Genomic DNA, 19,691 nt, shown 5'->3' on the forward strand with positions numbered 1-19,691 from the left:
TCGTTACACCTTCTCTGTGACCAGCCCTCGCGCGTGTTGCGACAATTGCTTAGCAAGCTCTAACATTTCTTTTTCTGGAATTTGACGGATGATATCGCCACTGTTCATTTCATACACGGTGACAATGCTACGTCCTGTGTCTTCATCCAGTCGGAATGCGAGCCCTTTGTTAAAGTCAGACATAAACTCATCTAGCCGGGCGACCAGCTTTTCAAGCTGTTGTCGTTGTAGCTGACGGTTTTCTTCAATGCGCTGCGACTGTTCAACACGCCGTTGCTGCATTGATTCTCGCGCTTCTCGGCGTTCAGCTTGCTGATGCTGATTCACCGGATCAGACTGCGTTTTTCCAACTCTTACATCTTTTGCAATCTTTGTGCCATCAGAGGGTTTTGAGTGCAGCAGGGATGAATTGGAAACGGATGAAATGTCCATTGCTATTCACCTCCAAAAACGTAGCGGCGGCGATTAGGCCGCCGCTCGTGAATGGTTAACCGAGCAAGCTCAGTGCCGCTTGTGGCGCCTGCTTGGCTTGCGCCAAAATCGAGGTACCAGACTGCTGCAGAATTTGCGATTTGGTCAAGTTCGTTGTTTCTTTCGCGAAATCAACATCACGGATTCGGCTGTTAGAGGCCGATACGTTTTCATTGACGTTATCCAAGTTCGCAATTGTATGGCTCAAACGGTTTTGCTTCGCACCCAATTCAGCACGGTGAGAATCGATAAATTGCATCGCATTATCGATCATACCGACCGCTTTTTGTGCGCCACCCATAGACGAAACATCCACATCTTTGATGGTTTCATCCACTTTGGTTCCCATGGATAGCGACGTAGCCAGCGCCCCTGAGAAGGTTGCATCCGAACCTGCCCCAGTGACAATTTGCAGCTCACCGTCTTCCGTCACCGATGCACTGAGTTTATCGTCAGCCTGACCATTAATGTAGGTGGCGATTTCTTCAATGTCATCACCGCCTTTCGCCGTTACATTGATCGACGTTGAGGTGCCATCCGCATTGGTGATATTGATTGCCATGGTTGCACCAGCAGTAGCTGTCCACCCTGCTGACTTACCATTCGTAGCCGTAAAGCTAGCGCCACCCATTTCACTGTGGTCAGCACGGATGTTTTTGAACTCCATCATCACCGCTTCACCAGCATCAGCACCCACTTGGAACGAACGCGTACCAAATGTGCCGTTGAGAAGCTTAGCACCACCGAACGAGGTGGTTTCTGCGATACGGTTCAACTCATCTTGTAACGCCACAACCTCTTCTTGGATTGCACCACGCTCAGCATCACCGTTTGCACCGTTAGCGGATTGCAGTGACAAGTCACGCATACGTTGCAAGATGTTGCTTGACTCTTCCATCGCCCCTTCAGCGGTTTGCGCCATTGAGATACCGTCATTGGCATTTCGAACAGCCACACCCAACCCACTACTTTGTGCCATCAAGCGGTTAGAAATCTGAAGACCTGCCGCATCATCTTTGGCACTGTTGATACGAGAGCCGGATGACAAACGCTCCATTGAGTTGTTCAGCGCATCGGTTGAATTATTCAAAAATCGCTGAGCTGTCATCGCAGGGACGTTAGTGTTAACAGTAATAGCCATAACTATTCTCCTTAGGTTCTAGGTCCGGCTTCGCCCAGCTGACCAGGGAAAACCAGTGTAAAATTGTTCATAACCCATGTAGCGGCGCACGTTGAGAAAGCTTTAGCTTTTTTGTTGTGCGTGTCGGTATTAATACCGATGCCGTATGGCGCTATTAAGGTTAACGCCCAAAGGAGAGATATCTTTAGTGGGATTTTGATAAAAATCGGCATAAAAAAAGCGGCAACCGCTTGCCGCTTTTTTTTACCCGTAAAAACGAGAGGTTATTGCAGAAGGTTCAATGCTGCTTGCGGCATCTGTTTGGCCTGAGCCAGCATCGAGGTACCCGCCTGCTGTAGGATTTGACCTTTGGTCATTGCCGTCGTTTCACGCGCAAAGTCTGTGTCTCGAATACGACTGTTTGAAGCCGACACATTTTCCTGGATATTCGACAAGTTGCTAATGGTGTGGCTGAGTCGATTTTGCTTCGCGCCCAAATCCGCCCGCTGACTGTCGATATAACGCATCGCCGAATCGACAACGCCAACAGCCATTTGAGCACCACCGACATCGGACACATCGAGGTCTGCCGCTGTCACTAAGTCACCGTTACCCGAAACCATGCCCAGAGAGGCGGCGAGTCCACCACTAAAATTGACGGCACCTGCGACTTTATTCTCTTCAATAAAGATTTGCAGCTGTCCTTCTTCGTCAACGGAGGCGGTGAGCATTTCATCTGACTGACCGTTGATATAGCTTGCCAGCTCTTCCACATCATCGCCTGCTTTCGCGCCGATACTTAAGCTGACGTTTTCACCCTCTTTAGTGGTAAATTGCAGCTGTAATGTCGAGGCTGCACCATCCACTTCCCAGCCAGCTGATTTGGGTTGACCACCAACAAATTCTACGCCACCCATACGGAAATCATCTGCACGAATGCTCGAGAGTCCCATAATGATCGCTTCACCGGCATCCGCACCAATTTGGAACGAGGCTTCACCAAACGAACCATTCAGTAATCGACGTCCACCAAAGGCTGTCGTTTCTGCAATTCGGTTCAGCTCATCTTTCAGTGCCTCGACCTCTTCTTGGATAGCCACACGTTCAGATTTACCATTAGCACCGTTAGCAGATTGCAAGGAAAGGTCCCGCATACGCTGCAAAATATTGGTAGACTCTTGCATAGCCCCTTCGGCAGTCTGGGCAATCGAGATACCATCATTGGCGTTCCGCATTGCCACATCAAGCCCTCGAGTTTGGGCCACTAATCGGTTAGATATCTGCAAACCCGCCGCGTCGTCTTTAGCACTGTTGATTCGGCTACCTGACGACAGACGTTCCATTGAATTGTTCAACTCATCGGTCGCTTTATTCAGGTAACGCTGCGCAGTCATCGCAGACACGTTGGTGTTAACTGTTACACCCATTTTGCTCTCCTTTGACTTTCGCTTGCTTTGCGAAACAGCCTACCCGCGACGTGTTGCACTGTGTAATGGCGGTGCTGCGGGAACAGCTTGTTAATCAGTTTTAGTCTCAGCCCGTTCAAAAACTGGCCGCTTGGTTGATTAAATACAATATATGTGCCAACTTTTTAAAATATATCCAAATCAGTATCTTACTAGATTTTTTTGTATAATAGAGCGCAATAATGACAGCGGAATCTGCCGATTTTCTGTACCAGCGGCAATATAGCGGCAACGCCTCGCCTTCGGTTGCCGGCATGACCGGTCTATCGCTTGTCGATGTACGCTTGCAAATAGGCGGCCAACGCCGGTAACGACTGAGCTAGAAGGCATATTTTTTGCAGATATTTTTTGCAGATATCTAACACTCATCATCCCACCAGCGTCTTGACACTAAGTCGAGGCAATCATAAATAACAGGACGAAGTCACTGATGACGCAAGAAAACGACGGTCAAACGAATATGACGCTGGATGACGCGTTCCAGCTCGGTATTCGCCTCTATCAAGACGGCAATAAAGTCGATGCACGGCAAGTTTTTGAACAGATACTGAGCCATGCACCAGATACCGTTCCCGTGCGGCAGGTTCTCGCCGTATTAGACGCTGAACAAGGGCAATATCGCCAAGCGATGACACATCTTGAACATGCCCTTACGCTCGCGCCTGATGATCACTCTCTGTTGTTCGACAAAGCGCAACTGCTCACCCAGCAAGGCCACAACAAAGCGGCCTTAGACATTGTCGACGCTTTGTTTGCCGCCGCTCCCACCAACCAAGATATCCTTAGTTTACGTGAACAATTAACCGCAAAACTTGGCTTGCAAGGTGAGAGCCGTCGTACACATGCTTTGCGTGATGAATTGCATCAAATTAAAAATCAAGGCCTGGCTGAGGAAATCAACAAAACCATGGCGTTGGCCGCTAATTTGATGAAGGATGGCCACACGGCACAAAGCGAACAACTTTATCAAACGATACTAACGCTTGAGCCCGACTACCCTCCTGCATTGATGGCGTTGGCTCAGCATGCGCTTGATGAACAAGAATACGGTAAGGCCCAGCAGCTCTTATTACGCGGTAATGACAAGGCGCAATCTCATCAAGTGTGGCAACTGCTTTTGGTAAGAGCAGAGTCAGGGCTCGGTGCGTATACAAGCGCTCGCCAACGCTGCTTGCAAGCCCATAAGCAAACTCAAGATCCAGCCTTTTTGCACCAACTGTTGGTGGTGTATCTCAAGGAAGCCAATTGGTTGGAAGCGAGTAAACTGGCCAAGCAATGTTTGCGTGATGACCCCGAGCGCGGAGAATTACACTATGCCTATGCCCGTGCTACCTTCGAGCGACTCAAGCAGCATCATCAATTTACGCAGGATAAATTGACCGATTGCTACCAGATCCACGAGAAAGCTCTCGTTCATGTCAGCGATAAACAAGCGAATACCTTAAATGCACAATTAGGCGAGCTCGATTGGTATATGGGGAATATCGAACAAGCCCAACATCGCCTAGAAACGTTATTAGCGGCGCAACCCGATGATCATGCGCTGCGGTTTAACCTTGCCTTTGTCTATCGTACCCAAATGGCGTGGGATAAGTTTTACTCGGCGAATGAAGCAGGACTTGATTGCGGCCGTCGACTCAAATACCACGGTGATTTACCCCGTTGGGATTTGTCGCGACCACAAACCGATGCCGTACTCATTATGCCTGAGCAAGGTGTCGGGGATGAACTCGCCTATTTTCATAACGTGTCAATGGTGGTTGAGCGTGCTCGAAAAGTGTACGTTGGCTGCGATCCGCGTCTAGAGCCCTTACTGAGTCAAGCATTTCCAAGTACAGAAATTGTGCCGATTTCTCGCAAAGATGGAAAAGATATTTTCGTCCCTGAGCATGTTCTCGCTGACATTGATAGTTGGGTGGCCGGTGGATCACTGGCAGGGTTGTGCTATCACCACTTTGACCGTCATCTTTATCAGCAAACCTATATTGTTCCTGATGTCGCACCCCATGCGCCTTGGATAGCACCGTTAGCTAAATTGCATCAGAAAGGGCCTGTGTTTGGGCTATGCTGGCGCAGTGGTCTTGCGGCTGCCACCCGTAACATTCACTACTTGGTGGCTGAAGAATTAGCAGGCTGGATAAAAGCCGTTCGCCAGCTTTGTCCTAACGCCCAGTTTGTCAATTTACAATATGGTGAGTGTGAAAAAGAGCTGAGTAAAATCAAAAAACAAACGGGCGTTGAGATCGTGTCACTGCCCGGATTGGATCTTAAAAATGATTTTATGGGGACCGCGCATGCGATCAAACAGCTCTCGGGGGTATTTACTGCGGGGACAGCGGTGCATCGGCTGACGGTTGCCGTCGGCACACCTTGCTATGTGTTTTTTGCCGGCCATAAAGAGAGCGATATACAAACGCCAGAGTCGATGCCAGGCTACGCAGAGTATGCGTTTAGTTATCCGCCAATGATCAAAGACAAACAGCCACTGCTTGATGCGATAGCACGCCGTATGGTTGACGATCTCGGTCGGTAAAAAGAGGGAGAATCAGCCTCCACCAATAAAAACGGGGCCGCTGAGACGGCCCCGTTTTTTATTCATCCCTGATACTTTGCGGTAACCTAAGGCTTCAACCTTGGGTTAGATATAATTAAACAACGAAAGATCTTTAGTCTTAGCAAAGGCCTGCTGGGACGCTTGCAGTGCCAGCATATCTTCGTTCATATCAATGGCGGCTTGGGTATAATCTAAATCTTCCATGGTACCCAAAGAGCGATTCAACACTAATTTAAAATCTTTATGCATGCTTTCTTGTCGATCGAGCGTGGTCAACCGCGTTCCCACTTCTGAGCGTGCTTTGTTCAAGTGTTTAAAGGCGGCTGAAAACTGCTCAGTGACTTGATGGAGCTCTGCCGTTGCCGAGGCATCATCGATATCCGCATACGATAAAGCCGCACCATTTTTAAACGCATCGAAGATATTGAAGCTATCTTGTCTTTCTAAGTTGATAGTATCACCCGGCCCCATCTCACCTTCAAAGGTCATTTTGAGCGTGTTCCACTCAATGCCGGTTTGCGGATCGTACAGGCCAGCACTGACTTCGGTGCCATCTTGCATCAGTGAGTACGTGGTATCACCACTCGCATTCACATCAAACGACACCGAATAGTTGGCCGTATCAGCATCATTGCTATTTTCCGCGTTTGCCAGCAACAGCAGAGATCCATCTTCAAGATCGTATTCCGGTTGATAATCGCCAAAAGGGTTATCAATTTCCATAAACATCTTATCGCCGGGATCGGAGGTCGGCACTTCTACTGCAGGCGCTACTTGAGCCGTACGAAAGTAACTGTCGCCGGCATAACGGACATTGCCTTGGGTATCACGATAAAAAGGCTGGGTACTGGTTTGGGTGCCGGAGAACAAGAAGTTGCCTGACTCGTCCTTGGTGTTCACCAAGTCCATAAAGTTATCAAACATTCCTTGCAGATCTTGGCGGTGCGCAGTGCGGTCTTCCACCGATAACGAACCATTAATCATCGCCATCACTTTACGCTTGGCGCCATCCATGATTTGCTCTGATTCATCAATAGCGATCTCTTCACGTGTTTGACGATTTCTCGCCAAGGTGATCGAATCAATAAACTGATCAATCTGCTCATCTTGCTGGCGAAAGTTCTGAATATAGATTGATGAGACGGGGTCATCGCCGGATGTGATCACACGTTTTCCGGTCGCCATTTGCTCCTGATTATCTTGCACCTTTACATTTTGGCGCATAATGTCGTTGGAGACAGATTGGTAATTATGAAAACTAGCAATACGACTAATCATACTGATCGACCCTTATCGCGTTGCATTGAGCAGAGAATCAAAGGTTTCATTGGCCGCAGTCATGATGCGTGACGCCGCCATATAAGCGCGTTGAAACTTCATCATATTCGCCGCCTCTTCATCAAGGTTAACCCCAGACACTTGGGCGACACGTCCTTCTGCCGCATCATGTTCAACCATACTCACATCCTGCAAACGCTCATACGACGCTTTTTGCACCCCTAAATCGGTACTCAGCCCTTCATAGACATCAAGCACGGTGGAGCGGCCATTATCCATCAACTTTTGCGTTTGCAACTCTTGCATGCGAATTAAGTTACTGTTGTCGCCATCCGCCGGGATCAAGCTTACGGCCAAGACATCGTCAGGCACCGCTTTATCATTAAGATCAATCACGGTCCCATTCACGTCTATCGGCCCACCAGGTGGATAAGCTTGAGGCGCAACCAAGATTTGACCTTTGGTGTCTGTCACCGCAAATTGGCTGCCATCCGGTGAGATTCGAACTTGAAATTCTTTTTGTCCGCCACTTTGCAGTACACGGACGTCGCCCTCACCTTTACTCACCGAGCTACCACTAATATAGCTTTGTGCGGCAATATCAGCAGGATCTTCCATCGCCACCCGCATTTGCCCTGCCGCTGACCGTGCCGGGCGAATTAATACTCGCTCATTGGCCGCCAATCCTGCATCAATTTGAACACGCATTCCGTCGACATTGAAGCTGGGAGGCGTACCACTAGGGGTAACGGCGGCTTGTTTGCCGTCTGGGGCGGTCAGCGTATATTGTGTGCCATCGAACTTAAGTTGATAGTCACCCGGTTTAAGCTTTTGCAAATCATCGATATAAACTTTAAGGTCCGCGGTGGAGTCACCGTTTTGAACCACGCGAGAACGGGCGATGCGATCACTGTTAAAATCGGTAAAGATATTTTTGCCCACTTCACCATTAAGATCGAAGCCTTGTCCCTGCAAATCATTCAACGCCTGAGAAAACCCAATCGACATTCGGCCTAACTCGTCACGCGCTTGGCTGAGTGTGTCATCACGGTACTCAAATAATGCACCAAGTTTACCGCGAATATCGCTATTCGAAATGGCTTTCACACTCTTACCTTCAACGAGGGCTAAACGACGCTCTTGATGATCCGGCTCACCCGGCAAGGTAGTTAACTCACTGCTATTCATCCCGGATACCAGCATATGGCCACTGCCAATGATGACATTAAAAAGACCATCTTCGCGTGCATTCACGCTTACCTGGGTGTACTCAGACAGCTCTCGGATCAATTTATCATGACGGTCCAATAGGTCATTAGCTTCGGCGGGGGTTTTAAGTATTGCCTTATGCACATCCACCAGCTCTTGGCCGATGTCGTTCATTCGCTTTACCGTGGCATCAATTTGTGACGAGGTATCAATTGATTGCTGCTGTAACACGCCATAAACGTCATTCATGCCGGCAGCGACCATTCGCGCTTTTTCGAGCACGACTTTTCGCGCCCCCATATCACTGGGGCTGTCAGTTAACCCTTTAACCGCGCCATAGAATTCATTCATGTTTTCAGGAATTTTTTTGGCTGAATGCGCCATCATATCGTCGAGTCGACCGAGTTGATCGTTGCGCGCGGCGGCGTGAGACAAGTTCGAGGTCGTCACATTCAGTTCATTAACCGCGAACTTATCATAGTTACGGCGTACCGCAGCAGCGTGAACACCGGTACCGTAATTGTTGCCACCCCAAAATTGCGGATCATTGGTTTGTTGCTCAACGGATTGACGGCTATACCCCTCCGTATTCACGTTAGAGATATTGTGACCTGTTGTATTCAGCTGTCGCTGCGCAGTCAGTACGCCTTGCGATCCAAGGGAAAGCAGGTCCAAGCCCATTGTGCCTCCAAGTAACCCGGCAATTAAAACGAGATAATCAAAGTAAAGCAAAAATCAGGCCAGAGAAGATAGAGGGGTTTTAAAGCGATGTAAAACAATATATTAACTGATTTAAAGGCATCAAAAATCAAGCTGAAATAAAAAACGGCAAGCCTTTGCCTGCCGCTCAATTATTCCATCATGCCACGGACTTGATCGAGCACACGGATAACTTTGTCGGCATACTCAGGATCAGTGGCATAGCCCGCTTGGTGGAGTTCGCGAATAAACTGTTCAGGTTGCGCAGATTGAGACAGGGCTTGCTCGTAACGGGGGTTCTCTCGTAAAAACGAAACAAAATCATCAAAACTCTCTTGATAGGATGGATACGCGCGGAAACTCGCCGTTTCTTTCACCGGGATCCCATCATACACTTCGAGTGTTTGCGTCGCGACTTTGTCTCCGCTCCAGCGTGGATCCGCTTTAATATTGAACAAGTTATGGCTGTTATCACGGGCATTGGCGATCACTTTTTTACCCCAGCCGGTTTCCAAGGCAGCTTGTGCTAAAATGATTGCTGGATCGGTGCCAAGTGCCCGCGCCGCGCGTCGTGCATGAGGCGCTAATGTATCAACAAATGCGGCAGGCGAATCAAAGCCTTCATTACGTTGTCCCGCCTCACTTCCCGCTGCCGGTGGGGCAATCGACTGGCTATCCAGCGCGGCAATCGCTTTTTCTGCCGCCTCTCGACTTCGATTTTGATCCAAAGGCAAAGATTGCGCCGATGTGCGCGCCGCATCTTCCAAGTCAGGTTCACTATCGCCCAGAGCCTGGCCCAGTTGTTCCACAATCATATCAGCCAGCCCCAGCGATCCCTCTCGGCTGAGCTCACTTGCCATTTGTTCGTCTGCCATTTGCTCATAAAACTTAGAGGTGCGATCGTCGATGAGATCGGACTCGAACGCTTCATTGGCATCACGCATTGATTTAAACAGCATCTGGGTGAACAAGGCTTCAAATTGCTCTGCCGCAGAGCGTAATGCGGCACTTTTATCGCCATCGCCATTCTTAGTCGCTTGACGGCGCAACGAATCAAGCTGGCTAATATCGTGTACAAATTGACTATCAACAGGAGATTTCATTGCTGTCCCTTATATGACTATCAACTGGCCATCGATGGCACCCGCTTGCTTTAGCGCTTGCAAGATGGCCATCAAGTCTGAGGGGGCTGCCCCCACGCCATTGACTGCGCGAACTAAATCGTCCAAGGTCACGCCTGGTTTAAAGTGGAACATTCGCCCTTCTTCTTCTTCGACATTGATCTCGGTATCCGGTGTGACTACCGCTTCCCCACCACCGAGTGGGTTGGGCTGATCGACATTAAAGTCTTCTTGAATCGAGACGGTCATGCCGCCATGCGTAATTGCAGCTGGACGAAGGCGCACATTTTGTCCCACCACAATGGTGCCCGTACGAGAATTGACGATGATTTTAGCCGCACCATCTCCAGGTTGAAATTCAATATTTTCTAAGGTGGATAAAAACGCGACCCGCTGGCTCACATCACGTGGCGCTCTGACACGCACCGACGTAGCATCCATCGCAGACGCTGTTGATGGTCCTAGAAAGCGGTTAATCGCATCCGCCATACGTTGAGCGGTGGTAAAGTCGGATTGAAAAAGATTAAAGGTAAGGTGATCACCTCGACCAAATGGATTCGGCACTTCGCGCTCGACCGAGGCTCCGTTCGTGATTCGACCCACAGTAGGGGTATTCCCCACCAGTTGTGAGCCATCGGCCCCCGTGGCACTAAACCCACCGACAATTAAGTTGCCTTGTGCGGTGGCATAGACGTTGCCATCCAGCCCTTTCAGAAAGGTTTGGAGCAAGGTTCCCCCTCTTAAACTTTCCGCCGAGCCAATCGATGACACAGTCACGTCAAGTTTTTGACCCTGTTTGGCAAACGCAGGGAGGTCTGCGGTCACTGCGACTGCGGCGATATTGTCTGATTGAGGGGTTGTATCAGTAGGAAGTTCGATACCAAAGTTATTTAGCATCGACTTAAAACTTTGGTCAGTAAAATCAGTGCTTTCACCTGTCCCCGGCAAACCGACCACTAAACCATAGCCCGTCAACGTGTTACTCCTGACCCCAGCAACCTCGGCAACGTCTTTTATTCGAGCCGCAAGACTTGGTGTGGCTACAACCAGCAAGACTATCGATAACAACCACTTTTTCACGTCAACTCTCCGTCACAATATAGGGCTACAAGGTGACATTAAAGAATCGTGCCAACCAGCCTTGTTCTTGGGTATCTTGTCGCTCGCCGGTACCGGAATATTGAATTCTGGCATTGGATATACGGGTTGAAGCAATGGTGTTATCCGGACCAATATCGGCGGGTCGAATGGTACCGCTCAAGCGAATGTATTCATCGCCTGAGTTCAGCGTTAACCATTTTTCGCCGCGCACCATTAAGTTGCCATTGGCCAACACATTAATCACTTGTACCGAAATAGAGCCTTGCAGACTATTACTTTGATCTGCCGATGAAGAACCCGTTGATGAATTATCATTGCTCACTTCATACGACAAGGTGCGCTCGCCAATGGTGATTTCTTCCCCTCCTAAGGACAGAGGATCCATGCTCAAGTCGTTTGACTTGGCCAAATCGGAGCTCGCACTTTTTTGAGCCTGAGTGTTTTCCTCAAGCATGACCGTCACGATATCCCCAAGTCCACTGGGTTTTGAGCCATTATATAAATCACGCTGTTGGCTGGTATTAAACAAAGATCCTGTCGCCGTTGCATAGTGCTCCGGAGGCTGTTGCGGGCGAATCGGAGACCAAGACGGATCGTCAGCTTTGGGATCTTCACGTTGACGTAACAAACCAATCAAGCCCTCACCTTCCGGTGTTGTATCGCCTTCAACCGCATCCGTGGTCGAGGTGGCTTGGTCAAGATCACTGCCTGTATCTTGCTGCCCCGGCAATGAACAACCGCCCATCCCTAGGAGCGTGGCAAAGAAAAGGCCCGATATTAATCCACGTTGCACCGTCATCATTGCCCCCTTATACCTTCACCATGCTTATAACTGTTGATTTACGTAACTGAGCATCTGGTCAACGGATGAGATAACTTTAGAGTTCATCTCATAAACACGTTGGGCTTCGATCATATTGACCAGTTCTTCGGTCACATTGACGTTTGAAGTTTCGAGCATCGATTGTTTTACTTCGCCAAACCCATTCAGGCCTGGTACGCCTTCTTGCGGATCACCACTGGCGCCCGTGGGTAGGTAGATATTCTGACCAACCGGCTCCAAACCACCTGGGTTAATAAAATCCACCGTCGTGATTTGACCCAAGACTTGGTTTTCTTGCTGACCGCGCAAACGGACAGAGACTTCGCCATCCGTGCCGACGGTCACCTGCACAGCATCATCCGGTATCGTGATTTCAGGCTCCAGTGTATAGCCCGACCCTGAGGTAACGATAGTCCCCTCATCGTTGAGGGTGAACTGACCATTGCGTTGGTAACCCATGTTGCCGTCGGGGAGCAACACTTGGAAAAAGCCATCGCCTTCGATCATCATGTCGAGCGCATTGTCTGTTGTTTGTACATTACCATTGGTATGGACACGCTGAGTGGCAACGACCTTTGACCCTGCCCCCAACATCAAACCACTCGGCAGCTCTGTGTTCTGAGATGATTGGCCGCCCGGTTGATTAATGTTTTGATAAAAAAGATCTTCAAATACCGCGCGTGACTTTTTAAAACCGACCGTCGATGCGTTGGCTAGGYTATTCGAAATCGTCGAAATATTAGTTTGCTGCGCATCAAGTCCGGTTTTGCTGACCCATAATGCTGGATGCATAATTACTTCCTCTTAATAAACCTTAGCCAAGCCGCAATAACGATGAAGACGACTCGTCCATTTTTTCTGTGGTTTTCATTAACTTCACTTGCATCTCAAAGTGACGTTGCAAGTCAATCAGCCCCGTCATTTCACCCACTGCGTTAACGTTACTGCCCTCTAAAGCTCCCGTTTGTAACGTCACGCCTGCATCCGCTGGAAATACGGTGCCAGGTTCTTTGGGCTTAAATACCCCATTTTTATCTTTGAAAAGGTCTTGGTTATCTGGGCGAACGAGTTTAATTCTATCCACCATTTCCATAGCATCAGGCGGCGCCCCCTGGGGCAATACCGAGACGCCCCCCTCTTTTCCGACTTCAATTCTTGCCGCCGGCAAAGGAATAAAGATCGGCCCACCATTTTCACCCAAAATGAGATTGCCGTTACTGTTCTGCAGTAACCCAGTTTGATCCACTTTCAAGTGACCGGCACGGGTGTAGCCTTCTTGGCCTTGGCTGTCTAATACCGACATCCAGCCTTCACCTTGAACGGCCACATCAAGATTACGGCCGGTTGTGATGGTGGAGCCTTGCTCGAAGCTATAACCAGGTCGCTCAGTCATATTAAAAACTCGGCTTGGTAACCCCTCACCGTAAGCTTGCATAGAGCGAGACTGCTCAAGATCAGCTCGGAATCCCGTGGTACTGACATTAGCTAGGTTGTTGGCGCGCAACTGCATTGCCTGCATATCTTGCTTAGCGCCACTCATGGCGAGGTATAACGCGCGATCCATATTGGTTGCCTCCACAATCGTTCTGTAGGTAACAAAGCAAGGAGCGTGCCATTAATTAAATGCATGTTTTTCAGAAAGATAGAAAGAGAAAATCAAGAAAGGGGAGATAAAAGCAGTAAACGAAGGCGAGGACTTGCCGCCTGATAGGCAGGCGGCAATAAAAGCGAGCTTAACGGATTTGCAAGATATTCTGTTGCATCTGGTTACTCACTTCCAGCGCTCGCGAGTTCGCTTGGAAATTACGTTGCGCGGTGATCAAATCGACCAGCTCTTGAGTCATATCTATGTTGGATTGCTCAATGGTCCCGCTTTTCACTTGACCAAATGCGCCTTGCATCGCCTCACCAAAAATGGGATCGCCCGAGTCTTGGGTGATATCCCACTGAGTATTACCTACCTGTGCTAAGCCTTGCTGGTTGGCGACTCGCACCATACCAACCCGACCTAATGCGACGTTTTCACCATTACTGTAGGTCGCCATAATGGTTCCTTTTGGATCAATGTCGACCTTAGTCAGATAGCCCGTCGTCGCCCCATCATCAGAAAATTTGCGCATCTCAAACGGCGCGGCATACTGAGTCGGGTTATCAAAGTTGAGCGTGAGCTGCTGATCACCGTTGGCACCGTTCATCTCTAATCCAGCGCCTGTTGGGCCCAAGGCATCGGTCACGATCGGATTACCGCCATTAATATTGTTCACTGAACCATCTGAGTTAAAGTCGATGGTGTGACCAACCTGTCCAGTGGCATTAGTTGAATTGCCACCTTGGATATTCACCGGCTTTTCACCTTCAGGATCCGTCATGGTGTAAAACACAGACCAGCTATTGGGATTGGCCGTATCGTTACCTTTCACATAATATGTCGACAACTTGTACGGCTGACCGAGCGAATCATAAACCGTCGCAGAAGTTTGCTTGTTGTAGGTTTCAGGATCTTCAAAATTAAACTGATTCGGATCTTTTGGTGCACCGCCGGCTGGTAAGTTCAAACCAATATCAACATTTTGTGACGCACGAGGCTGACCAAACTGATCCGGTACATTAAGAGACTGAGGCTCATAAGAAGAGACCTGCTGGGTATCAGGATCGACGTTGTAACCAAGCAAGTACTGACCTTCGGAATTGATAATGTCGTTATTTTTATCAAGGTGGAAAGCACCGTTGCGGGTTAAATGGTAATCATTGTTTTGTAGCTTGTCATTTGACACACCGAAGAAGCCATTGCCGCTAATCCGCAAATCGAGCGGATTATTGGTATAAATACTCGAGCCTTCGTGGAATTGCTGCGCCACGGTCGATGTTTGAACACCTGTGCCGTTGGTAGTCTTCGAGTTTGAGAAGATCGACGTCGAATACACATCACCAAACTCTGCGCGAGATTCCTTAAAGCCATAGGTATTGGCATTAGAAATGTTGTTACTGGTGGTGTTCATGTCTTTCTGGGCCGCACCAAGGCCACTTAACGCAATATTAAAACCCATTGCTTTTCACTCCTAATAAATCGGTCAGCCTTTCGTCACATTACCGACGTCGGCGTTACCGACCTCTAGCACTTCAGCCAGTTTCATCGGTGAGGAAAAGCCAGCAATATTTAACATCACATTGCCACCACCATTCCCCAACAAAACACTGTTCACATTGGCATAGGTGGACACATCAAACTCTTGTGTCTGTCCATCAACCATGCCACTCACCTTGAGCTTGTAAGTGCCCTCCGGCATAGGATTGCCGTTGTCATCCATCCCATCCCACTCGACGCGATGATCACCTGGTGGTTTGGCACCCATACTGAACGTTCTCAATAGTTGTCCTTGTTCGTTCTCAATTCGAACACTGACATTATCTAGCGCTTGAGGCAGCTTCACCATGCCCGCGACACCGCCCGTTTCACCTTTCACACCGGTGGAGCCGGGAACTAGCACGTCACGCCCTACTAACGATGACGCTTGTAATGCCTGGTTGGACGTAATCGACTCATTGAACGTATCAAACTGCTTGTTCATTTTGCCGATGCCCTCTACCGTGGCAAACGACGCCATCTGCGAGATCATCTTGTCGTTATCGACAGGTTTGGACGGATCCTGCTGTGACAGCTGCTTGGTGAGCAATTTGAGAAAGTCTTCCTGTTCGAGTGCTTGCTTACCCGTGGTCGAGTCTTGCTTCTCTTGCAGTTTTTTCTCTTGCTGCGCCTTTAGCTGGTCAATGTAGGACAGTCCGTTACTTGAACCTGTACCGTCAATTCCGGCCATCTTCGCCTCCTACATTACTGACCCATCTGAAGCGTACGCATCAGCATTTGTTTACTCGCATCGGCCACCTGAACATTGGTTTGGTAAGATCGCGACGCAGAAATCATGTTCGCCATCTCTTCCATCACATTCACGTTCGGTTTAAAAATATACCCCTCGTCATTCGACATCGGATGGTTGGGGTTATATTCCGCGCGTAATGGTTTCTGGCTTTCGACAATACCATCAATGTTGACCGGCACACTTTCGCCCTGCTGCTTAAAGCGATTAAGCTCCGCAGAGAAAATGGGATGCCGTGCTCGGTATGTCTCTTCAGCAGAGCTACTCACCGAATTGGCATTGGCCAGGTTGCTTGATGTGGTGTTCAATCGTACTGATTCGGCGCTCATGGCCGATCCCGACACGTTAAAAATATTAAACAAACTCATCGATTATTTCCCATTCAATGCCTTCTTCATATTCTTGAACTTAGAGCCAAGAAAATCGAGTGAGGCCTGGTATTCCAGTGCGTTCTGCATGAACAAATTCTTTTCTAGCTGCGCATCAACCGTATTACCATCGCCCGTATCCGGCTGTGATGGGACACGGTACTTTTTCTCTCCGGTCACCCGGCTAGAGGCAGCGATGTGCCGCTCATTTGTGCGACTTAGGCCAATACTTGCCTCGGAGCTTGCCGCCTTGAGCGCGCGTTGAAAGTCAATATCTTGCGCTTTGTAGCCTGGCGTGTTGGCATTAGCGATATTGCTAGACAAGGTCTCTGCCCGCTTTCCTCTTACGCCAACGGTGTGCTGGTGCACACCCAATGCATTGTCAAATGTAATCGCCATGGACAACCTCCGAATTCTTACTGAATAGAATAAAGCAAACAAAGTGCCAAGTTTCGATTTAGCACTGTTTTTTAAAGTGAACACTAGGTAGGACGCGGGTTCGAAGCACTCATACTTCGACATAATGCAGCGAGGAGGCAGGTGTTAAACAAAAAAGCGGCAAACACTGTGCCGCTTTTTAAAATACTATTTTAACTTGTAGATGATGCCTGGATTACAACGGATCATCTCAAACTTATCGGTTAAACCAGTGAGTGACTCCGACGCCCCGAGAATAAGATACCCACCGGGGTTGAGCGCCCCTGCCATTTGATTAAGCACCTTGGCTTTCATATCCGGAGAAAAGTAAATCAAGACATTACGACAGAAAATAATGTCGAACTTGCCCAGCAAACTGTAGCTTTCCATCAGGTTTTGCGGACGGAAAGTCACCATTCGCTTGATATTGTCTTTGACCCGCATTTTGCCGTCACCCACATCTTCAAAAAAAGTGCGGCGACGCTCTGGAGATAAACCGCGGCCCAACGCTAAGTTGTCGTAGATGCCCTGCCGACACGCCTCTAACATCGACGTGGAAATATCTGTCGCGGTAATACTGACACTGCTCAGCATCCCAGGTTTTCGCTGCTGTGTTTCTGCGACCGTCATGGCAATCGAATAAGGCTCTTGCCCCGATGAACTGGCTGACGACCAAATTTTGATTGGTTTACGTGCTTTCGCCAGCTCTGGAAGTAAACGATGTGCCAAGACTTCATACGGATAGGTATCACGAAACCATAACGTCTCGTTGGTCGTCATCGCATCAATGGCCGCGACAGCTAATTCACGATTTCGTCCAGTGATGACCGACTTGACCAGCTCCGACAGTGACGCCAAGCCAAATTTATTCACAAGTGGGCTCAGGCGGCTACGCACCAGATACTGTTTACTGTCTCCGAGTACGATCCCACACTTGGACTCGAGATGCCTACAGAAGTCTCGATATTCTTGATCACTGATTGCTACATTTGTCATTAATTCACTCAATCGCTCTGGTTACGTTACGACTTAACCGCTTCAAGGACGGTAGATCCCAGCTCATCTGGATCGAACTTAGCGATAAACGAGTTGGCTCCGACGCGCTGAACCATCGCCTCGTTAAAAACCCCACTTAGTGATGAGTGCAATACTACATGAAGATCTTTAAGACTCGAATCTTTTCTAATCTCAGTTGTGAGCGTGTACCCATCCATTTCAGGCATTTCGATATCGGATATCACCAAGGCCAACTGGCTATAGATACTCCCCTCTGCAGCCATTTCTTTCAGCTTATCGAGCGCTTCTTTGCCATCTTGCACGAGGATAACGTCATAGCCGACACTTTCTACAGCACGTTTCACTTGTCGACGCGCGACACTGGAATCATCCGCTACCAAAACTTGACTAGGCGCGCTTTCCTCTCGCTCTTCACGTTTTGACAAGACTTCTTCACTGATGTCCTCATTCACTGGGGCGATTTCGTTGAGGATTTTTTCGACATCAAGCACTTCAACCAGCTCATTATCGATTTCAGTGACGGCTGTCAGATAATGCGAGCGGCCCGTTCCCTGTGGCGGGGGCAGTATTTTTTCCCAATTCATATTAACAATGCGCTCAACAGAACCTACCAAGAATCCTTGCATGGATCGGTTAAACTCTGAAATGATCACAAATCGATTTTCAGGATCGGGAATAGCTGGCCCACCCGTTGCAAGGCTCATATCAATGACAGAGATCGTTTGACCTCGAATATGGGCCACGCCTTTGACAAGAGGATGCAAATTCGCCATCGCCGTCAATCGCGGACACTGCAAGACCTCTTTGACTTTAAAGACATTAATGCCAAAGCGTTGGTTTCTCATCAGGCGGAAAGTCAACAACTCTAAGCGGTTCTGCCCCACCAACTGCGTACGTTGGTTGACCGAATCAAGAACACCACCTGTCATAAGATAAACTCCATATTGCCCCATTTTTTTTGTAGAGTAGCATGGTAATCATAGTGGGTAATCACATGACTCTCGAGAAAGAAGGGAAATTTCTTCTTTGTCCGCTACCGATGGTTTGGAACTATGTCCAAGATATTACGCTTATTTAGCGTCACTTTGCTCGCAAGCTTTAGCCTAAGTATAGCCGCTGCAACAGTAAGTCAAATTGAAGCGGTACAAGATGCAGCAGAAAAACATGTTGCAGACATTATTTCTGTGCCCAAAAACGGCAAAATCGATATTACAGCAGGTAATCTGGATTCTCGCATGCGTTTAACAGACTGCCCTGTTCCTTTGGATACCGATGTGCCTGGACGACAACAGCTTAATACGTCGGTTACTGTGATGGTGTCTTGTGATCAAGACAACTGGCAAGTGTACATTCCGGTTAAGATTGAGCTGATGACACCCTCGGTCGTGGCGAAGCGGCCTCTTAATCGTGGCATGACTATTGCTTCAAATGATCTTGCCATTCAAATGGTAAATAGTCGGTTTCAACGCGGTAGAACCTATACTCAGCCCGCCCGCTTGATTGGTTCCAAAGTCAAACGGACGGTGGGGATGGGCGAACCGATTAGCAGTAGTGATGTCTGTGCGGTGTGTCGAAATGATGACGTTTTAATCACTGCACAAGGAAACGGACTCAATATTGTTGCAAAAGGCACGGCATTAAGTGATGGAGCGCTAGGTGAGCAAATAAAAGTCAAGAACAACAAATCTAAACGTCTCGTCGATGCTACAATCTCAGCGGTCGGCGAAGTAACGGTTAATTTCTGACTTTTTACGTCTCAATGCTAAAGTAACTGCAAAATGTGCCGATATGCTGAGCGACGGACTCAAAAGCGACTGACAGTAAGGCAATGTTATGGCGAGTATTGATCAACTACGTGGTAACCAGCAAGCGCTGACCACCACACGAAACACCAGTAACCAGACCAAAACACAAGAGACACAAGGCGGCGCGGTCCGTGAACAGCAGGGAGTGAAATCTCAAGACGATGCTGTTTCATTAAGCCAACAAAGCCAGAAGATCGACAAAATGAATCAAGAAATGGCCGCCGAGCCCCACTTTGATAGTGCGAAGGTTGAGCAAATCAAGCAAGCGATTGCTAACGGTTCGTATAGAGTGGATGCTGACAAGCTGGCTGCCAACATGATGCGCTTTGAGAATGATCTAAACGAAAGCTAAGCTGACGGAGTGGTT

Annotated in this window: 20 protein-coding genes; 4 read left to right on the forward strand and 16 right to left on the reverse strand. The window is 48.7% G+C overall.

The features are described from left to right. Positions 1-3 precede the first annotated feature (3 nt). From BZG80_RS01435 to BZG80_RS01450, 3 genes are all read right to left on the reverse strand, one after another. Positions 4-432, reverse strand: a complete 429-nt coding sequence (locus BZG80_RS01435) for a flagellar protein FlaG (RefSeq protein WP_021023049.1) — start codon at positions 430-432, stop codon at positions 4-6. Between the two features lie 55 nt (positions 433-487). Further along, positions 488-1,612, reverse strand: coding sequence for a flagellin (locus BZG80_RS01440; RefSeq protein WP_077678593.1), 1,125 nt, complete (start codon positions 1,610-1,612; stop codon positions 488-490). Positions 1,613-1,875: 263 nt separating this feature from the next. Continuing rightward, the gene (locus BZG80_RS01450; protein WP_021023046.1) at positions 1,876-3,018 is read right to left on the reverse strand and encodes a flagellin; all 1,143 of its coding nucleotides are present in this window, start codon (positions 3,016-3,018) and stop codon (positions 1,876-1,878) included. A gap of 221 nt (positions 3,019-3,239) precedes the next feature. Between BZG80_RS01450 and BZG80_RS16190 the strand changes: the two genes are divergently transcribed. Together BZG80_RS16190 and BZG80_RS01455 are read left to right on the forward strand one after the other, a co-directional pair. After that, entirely contained in the window at positions 3,240-3,368 is a 129-nt protein-coding gene (locus tag BZG80_RS16190; RefSeq protein ID WP_274533700.1) for a hypothetical protein, read from the forward strand. A gap of 119 nt (positions 3,369-3,487) precedes the next feature. Beyond that, complete coding sequence (locus BZG80_RS01455) at positions 3,488-5,590, forward strand: tetratricopeptide repeat protein (protein ID WP_077678595.1); 2,103 nt, start codon at positions 3,488-3,490, stop codon at positions 5,588-5,590. Positions 5,591-5,695: 105 nt separating this feature from the next. On the opposite strand, the gene flgL is transcribed toward BZG80_RS01455, so the two are convergent. The 13 genes from flgL to BZG80_RS01520 all read right to left on the reverse strand — a co-directional run bounded on the left by flgL (position 5,696) and on the right by BZG80_RS01520 (position 18,448). Next, positions 5,696-6,889, reverse strand: a complete 1,194-nt coding sequence (flgL, locus tag BZG80_RS01460) for a flagellar hook-associated protein FlgL (RefSeq protein ID WP_021023043.1) — start codon at positions 6,887-6,889, stop codon at positions 5,696-5,698. 12 nt (positions 6,890-6,901) lie between these two features. Further along, positions 6,902-8,779: a flagellar hook-associated protein FlgK gene (gene flgK, locus BZG80_RS01465; RefSeq protein ID WP_077678596.1), complete on the reverse strand. Its 1,878-nt coding sequence runs from the start codon at positions 8,777-8,779 to the stop codon at positions 6,902-6,904. A gap of 170 nt (positions 8,780-8,949) precedes the next feature. Then, the gene (gene flgJ / locus BZG80_RS01470; RefSeq protein ID WP_077660440.1) at positions 8,950-9,900 is read right to left on the reverse strand and encodes a flagellar assembly peptidoglycan hydrolase FlgJ; all 951 of its coding nucleotides are present in this window, start codon (positions 9,898-9,900) and stop codon (positions 8,950-8,952) included. 9 nt (positions 9,901-9,909) lie between these two features. After that, positions 9,910-10,998, reverse strand: a complete 1,089-nt coding sequence (locus tag BZG80_RS01475; protein ID WP_021023040.1) for a flagellar basal body P-ring protein FlgI — start codon at positions 10,996-10,998, stop codon at positions 9,910-9,912. 25 nt (positions 10,999-11,023) lie between these two features. Beyond that, positions 11,024-11,818, reverse strand: coding sequence for a flagellar basal body L-ring protein FlgH (locus tag BZG80_RS01480; RefSeq protein ID WP_445177058.1), 795 nt, complete (start codon positions 11,816-11,818; stop codon positions 11,024-11,026). A gap of 27 nt (positions 11,819-11,845) precedes the next feature. Beyond that, positions 11,846-12,634, reverse strand: coding sequence for a flagellar basal-body rod protein FlgG (flgG, locus tag BZG80_RS01485; protein WP_077678597.1), 789 nt, complete (start codon positions 12,632-12,634; stop codon positions 11,846-11,848). A gap of 22 nt (positions 12,635-12,656) precedes the next feature. Continuing rightward, positions 12,657-13,406 carry a flagellar basal body rod protein FlgF gene (locus BZG80_RS01490; RefSeq protein ID WP_077669108.1) on the reverse strand — a complete coding sequence of 250 codons (750 nt, stop codon included), beginning with the start codon at positions 13,404-13,406 and terminating at the stop codon, positions 12,657-12,659. 169 nt (positions 13,407-13,575) lie between these two features. After that, positions 13,576-14,889, reverse strand: a complete 1,314-nt coding sequence (gene flgE, locus BZG80_RS01495; protein WP_077678598.1) for a flagellar hook protein FlgE — start codon at positions 14,887-14,889, stop codon at positions 13,576-13,578. 24 nt (positions 14,890-14,913) lie between these two features. Next, the gene (flgD, locus tag BZG80_RS01500; RefSeq protein ID WP_077460294.1) at positions 14,914-15,657 is read right to left on the reverse strand and encodes a flagellar hook assembly protein FlgD; all 744 of its coding nucleotides are present in this window, start codon (positions 15,655-15,657) and stop codon (positions 14,914-14,916) included. Between the two features lie 14 nt (positions 15,658-15,671). Then, a complete protein-coding gene (gene flgC / locus BZG80_RS01505) occupies positions 15,672-16,085 on the reverse strand; it encodes a flagellar basal body rod protein FlgC (protein WP_021023034.1) in 414 nt (137 codons plus the stop codon). Positions 16,086-16,088: 3 nt separating this feature from the next. Continuing rightward, positions 16,089-16,484, reverse strand: a complete 396-nt coding sequence (gene flgB / locus BZG80_RS01510; protein WP_021023033.1) for a flagellar basal body rod protein FlgB — start codon at positions 16,482-16,484, stop codon at positions 16,089-16,091. Positions 16,485-16,670: 186 nt separating this feature from the next. Further along, positions 16,671-17,498, reverse strand: coding sequence for a CheR family methyltransferase (locus BZG80_RS01515; RefSeq protein ID WP_077678599.1), 828 nt, complete (start codon positions 17,496-17,498; stop codon positions 16,671-16,673). Positions 17,499-17,524: 26 nt separating this feature from the next. Then, complete coding sequence (locus BZG80_RS01520) at positions 17,525-18,448, reverse strand: chemotaxis protein CheV (RefSeq protein ID WP_077678600.1); 924 nt, start codon at positions 18,446-18,448, stop codon at positions 17,525-17,527. Between the two features lie 123 nt (positions 18,449-18,571). On the opposite strand from BZG80_RS01520, the gene flgA reads away from it, so the two are divergent. After that, positions 18,572-19,264, forward strand: a complete 693-nt coding sequence (flgA, locus tag BZG80_RS01525) for a flagellar basal body P-ring formation chaperone FlgA (RefSeq protein ID WP_077460291.1) — start codon at positions 18,572-18,574, stop codon at positions 19,262-19,264. 88 nt (positions 19,265-19,352) lie between these two features. Further along, on the forward strand, positions 19,353-19,676 hold the full coding sequence (flgM, locus tag BZG80_RS01530; protein ID WP_021023029.1) for a flagellar biosynthesis anti-sigma factor FlgM: 324 nt from the start codon (positions 19,353-19,355) through the stop codon (positions 19,674-19,676). Positions 19,677-19,691: the final 15 nt, after the last annotated feature.

The organism is Salinivibrio sp. MA440 (assembly GCF_001996265.1).
Lineage (GTDB): Bacteria > Pseudomonadota > Gammaproteobacteria > Enterobacterales > Vibrionaceae > Salinivibrio > Salinivibrio costicola.

Bases quoted from the DNA above. Each gene is read 5' to 3' on its own strand.
- BZG80_RS01440 (WP_077678593.1), bottom strand. From the start codon at position 1,612: ATGGCTATTACTGTTAACACTAACGTCCCTGCGATGACAGCTCAGCGA.
- flgC (WP_021023034.1), bottom strand. From the start codon at position 16,085: ATGAGTTTGTTTAATATTTTTAACGTGTCGGGATCGGCCATGAGCGCC.
- flgA (WP_077460291.1), top strand. From the start codon at position 18,572: ATGTCCAAGATATTACGCTTATTTAGCGTCACTTTGCTCGCAAGCTTT.
- flgB (WP_021023033.1), bottom strand. From the start codon at position 16,484: ATGGCGATTACATTTGACAATGCATTGGGTGTGCACCAGCACACCGTT.
- BZG80_RS01515 (WP_077678599.1), bottom strand. From the start codon at position 17,498: ATGACAAATGTAGCAATCAGTGATCAAGAATATCGAGACTTCTGTAGG.
- BZG80_RS01435 (WP_021023049.1), bottom strand. From the start codon at position 432: ATGGACATTTCATCCGTTTCCAATTCATCCCTGCTGCACTCAAAACCC.
- BZG80_RS16190 (WP_274533700.1), top strand. From the start codon at position 3,240: ATGACAGCGGAATCTGCCGATTTTCTGTACCAGCGGCAATATAGCGGC.
- BZG80_RS01490 (WP_077669108.1), bottom strand. From the start codon at position 13,406: ATGGATCGCGCGTTATACCTCGCCATGAGTGGCGCTAAGCAAGATATG.
- flgD (WP_077460294.1), bottom strand. From the start codon at position 15,657: ATGGCCGGAATTGACGGTACAGGTTCAAGTAACGGACTGTCCTACATT.
- BZG80_RS01480 (WP_445177058.1), bottom strand. From the start codon at position 11,818: ATGACGGTGCAACGTGGATTAATATCGGGCCTTTTCTTTGCCACGCTC.
- BZG80_RS01520 (WP_077678600.1), bottom strand. From the start codon at position 18,448: ATGACAGGTGGTGTTCTTGATTCGGTCAACCAACGTACGCAGTTGGTG.
- flgL (WP_021023043.1), bottom strand. From the start codon at position 6,889: ATGATTAGTCGTATTGCTAGTTTTCATAATTACCAATCTGTCTCCAAC.
- flgE (WP_077678598.1), bottom strand. From the start codon at position 14,889: ATGGGTTTTAATATTGCGTTAAGTGGCCTTGGTGCGGCCCAGAAAGAC.
- flgM (WP_021023029.1), top strand. From the start codon at position 19,353: ATGGCGAGTATTGATCAACTACGTGGTAACCAGCAAGCGCTGACCACC.
- flgK (WP_077678596.1), bottom strand. From the start codon at position 8,779: ATGGGCTTGGACCTGCTTTCCCTTGGATCGCAAGGCGTACTGACTGCG.
- flgJ (WP_077660440.1), bottom strand. From the start codon at position 9,900: ATGAAATCTCCTGTTGATAGTCAATTTGTACACGATATTAGCCAGCTT.
- BZG80_RS01455 (WP_077678595.1), top strand. From the start codon at position 3,488: ATGACGCAAGAAAACGACGGTCAAACGAATATGACGCTGGATGACGCG.
- BZG80_RS01450 (WP_021023046.1), bottom strand. From the start codon at position 3,018: ATGGGTGTAACAGTTAACACCAACGTGTCTGCGATGACTGCGCAGCGT.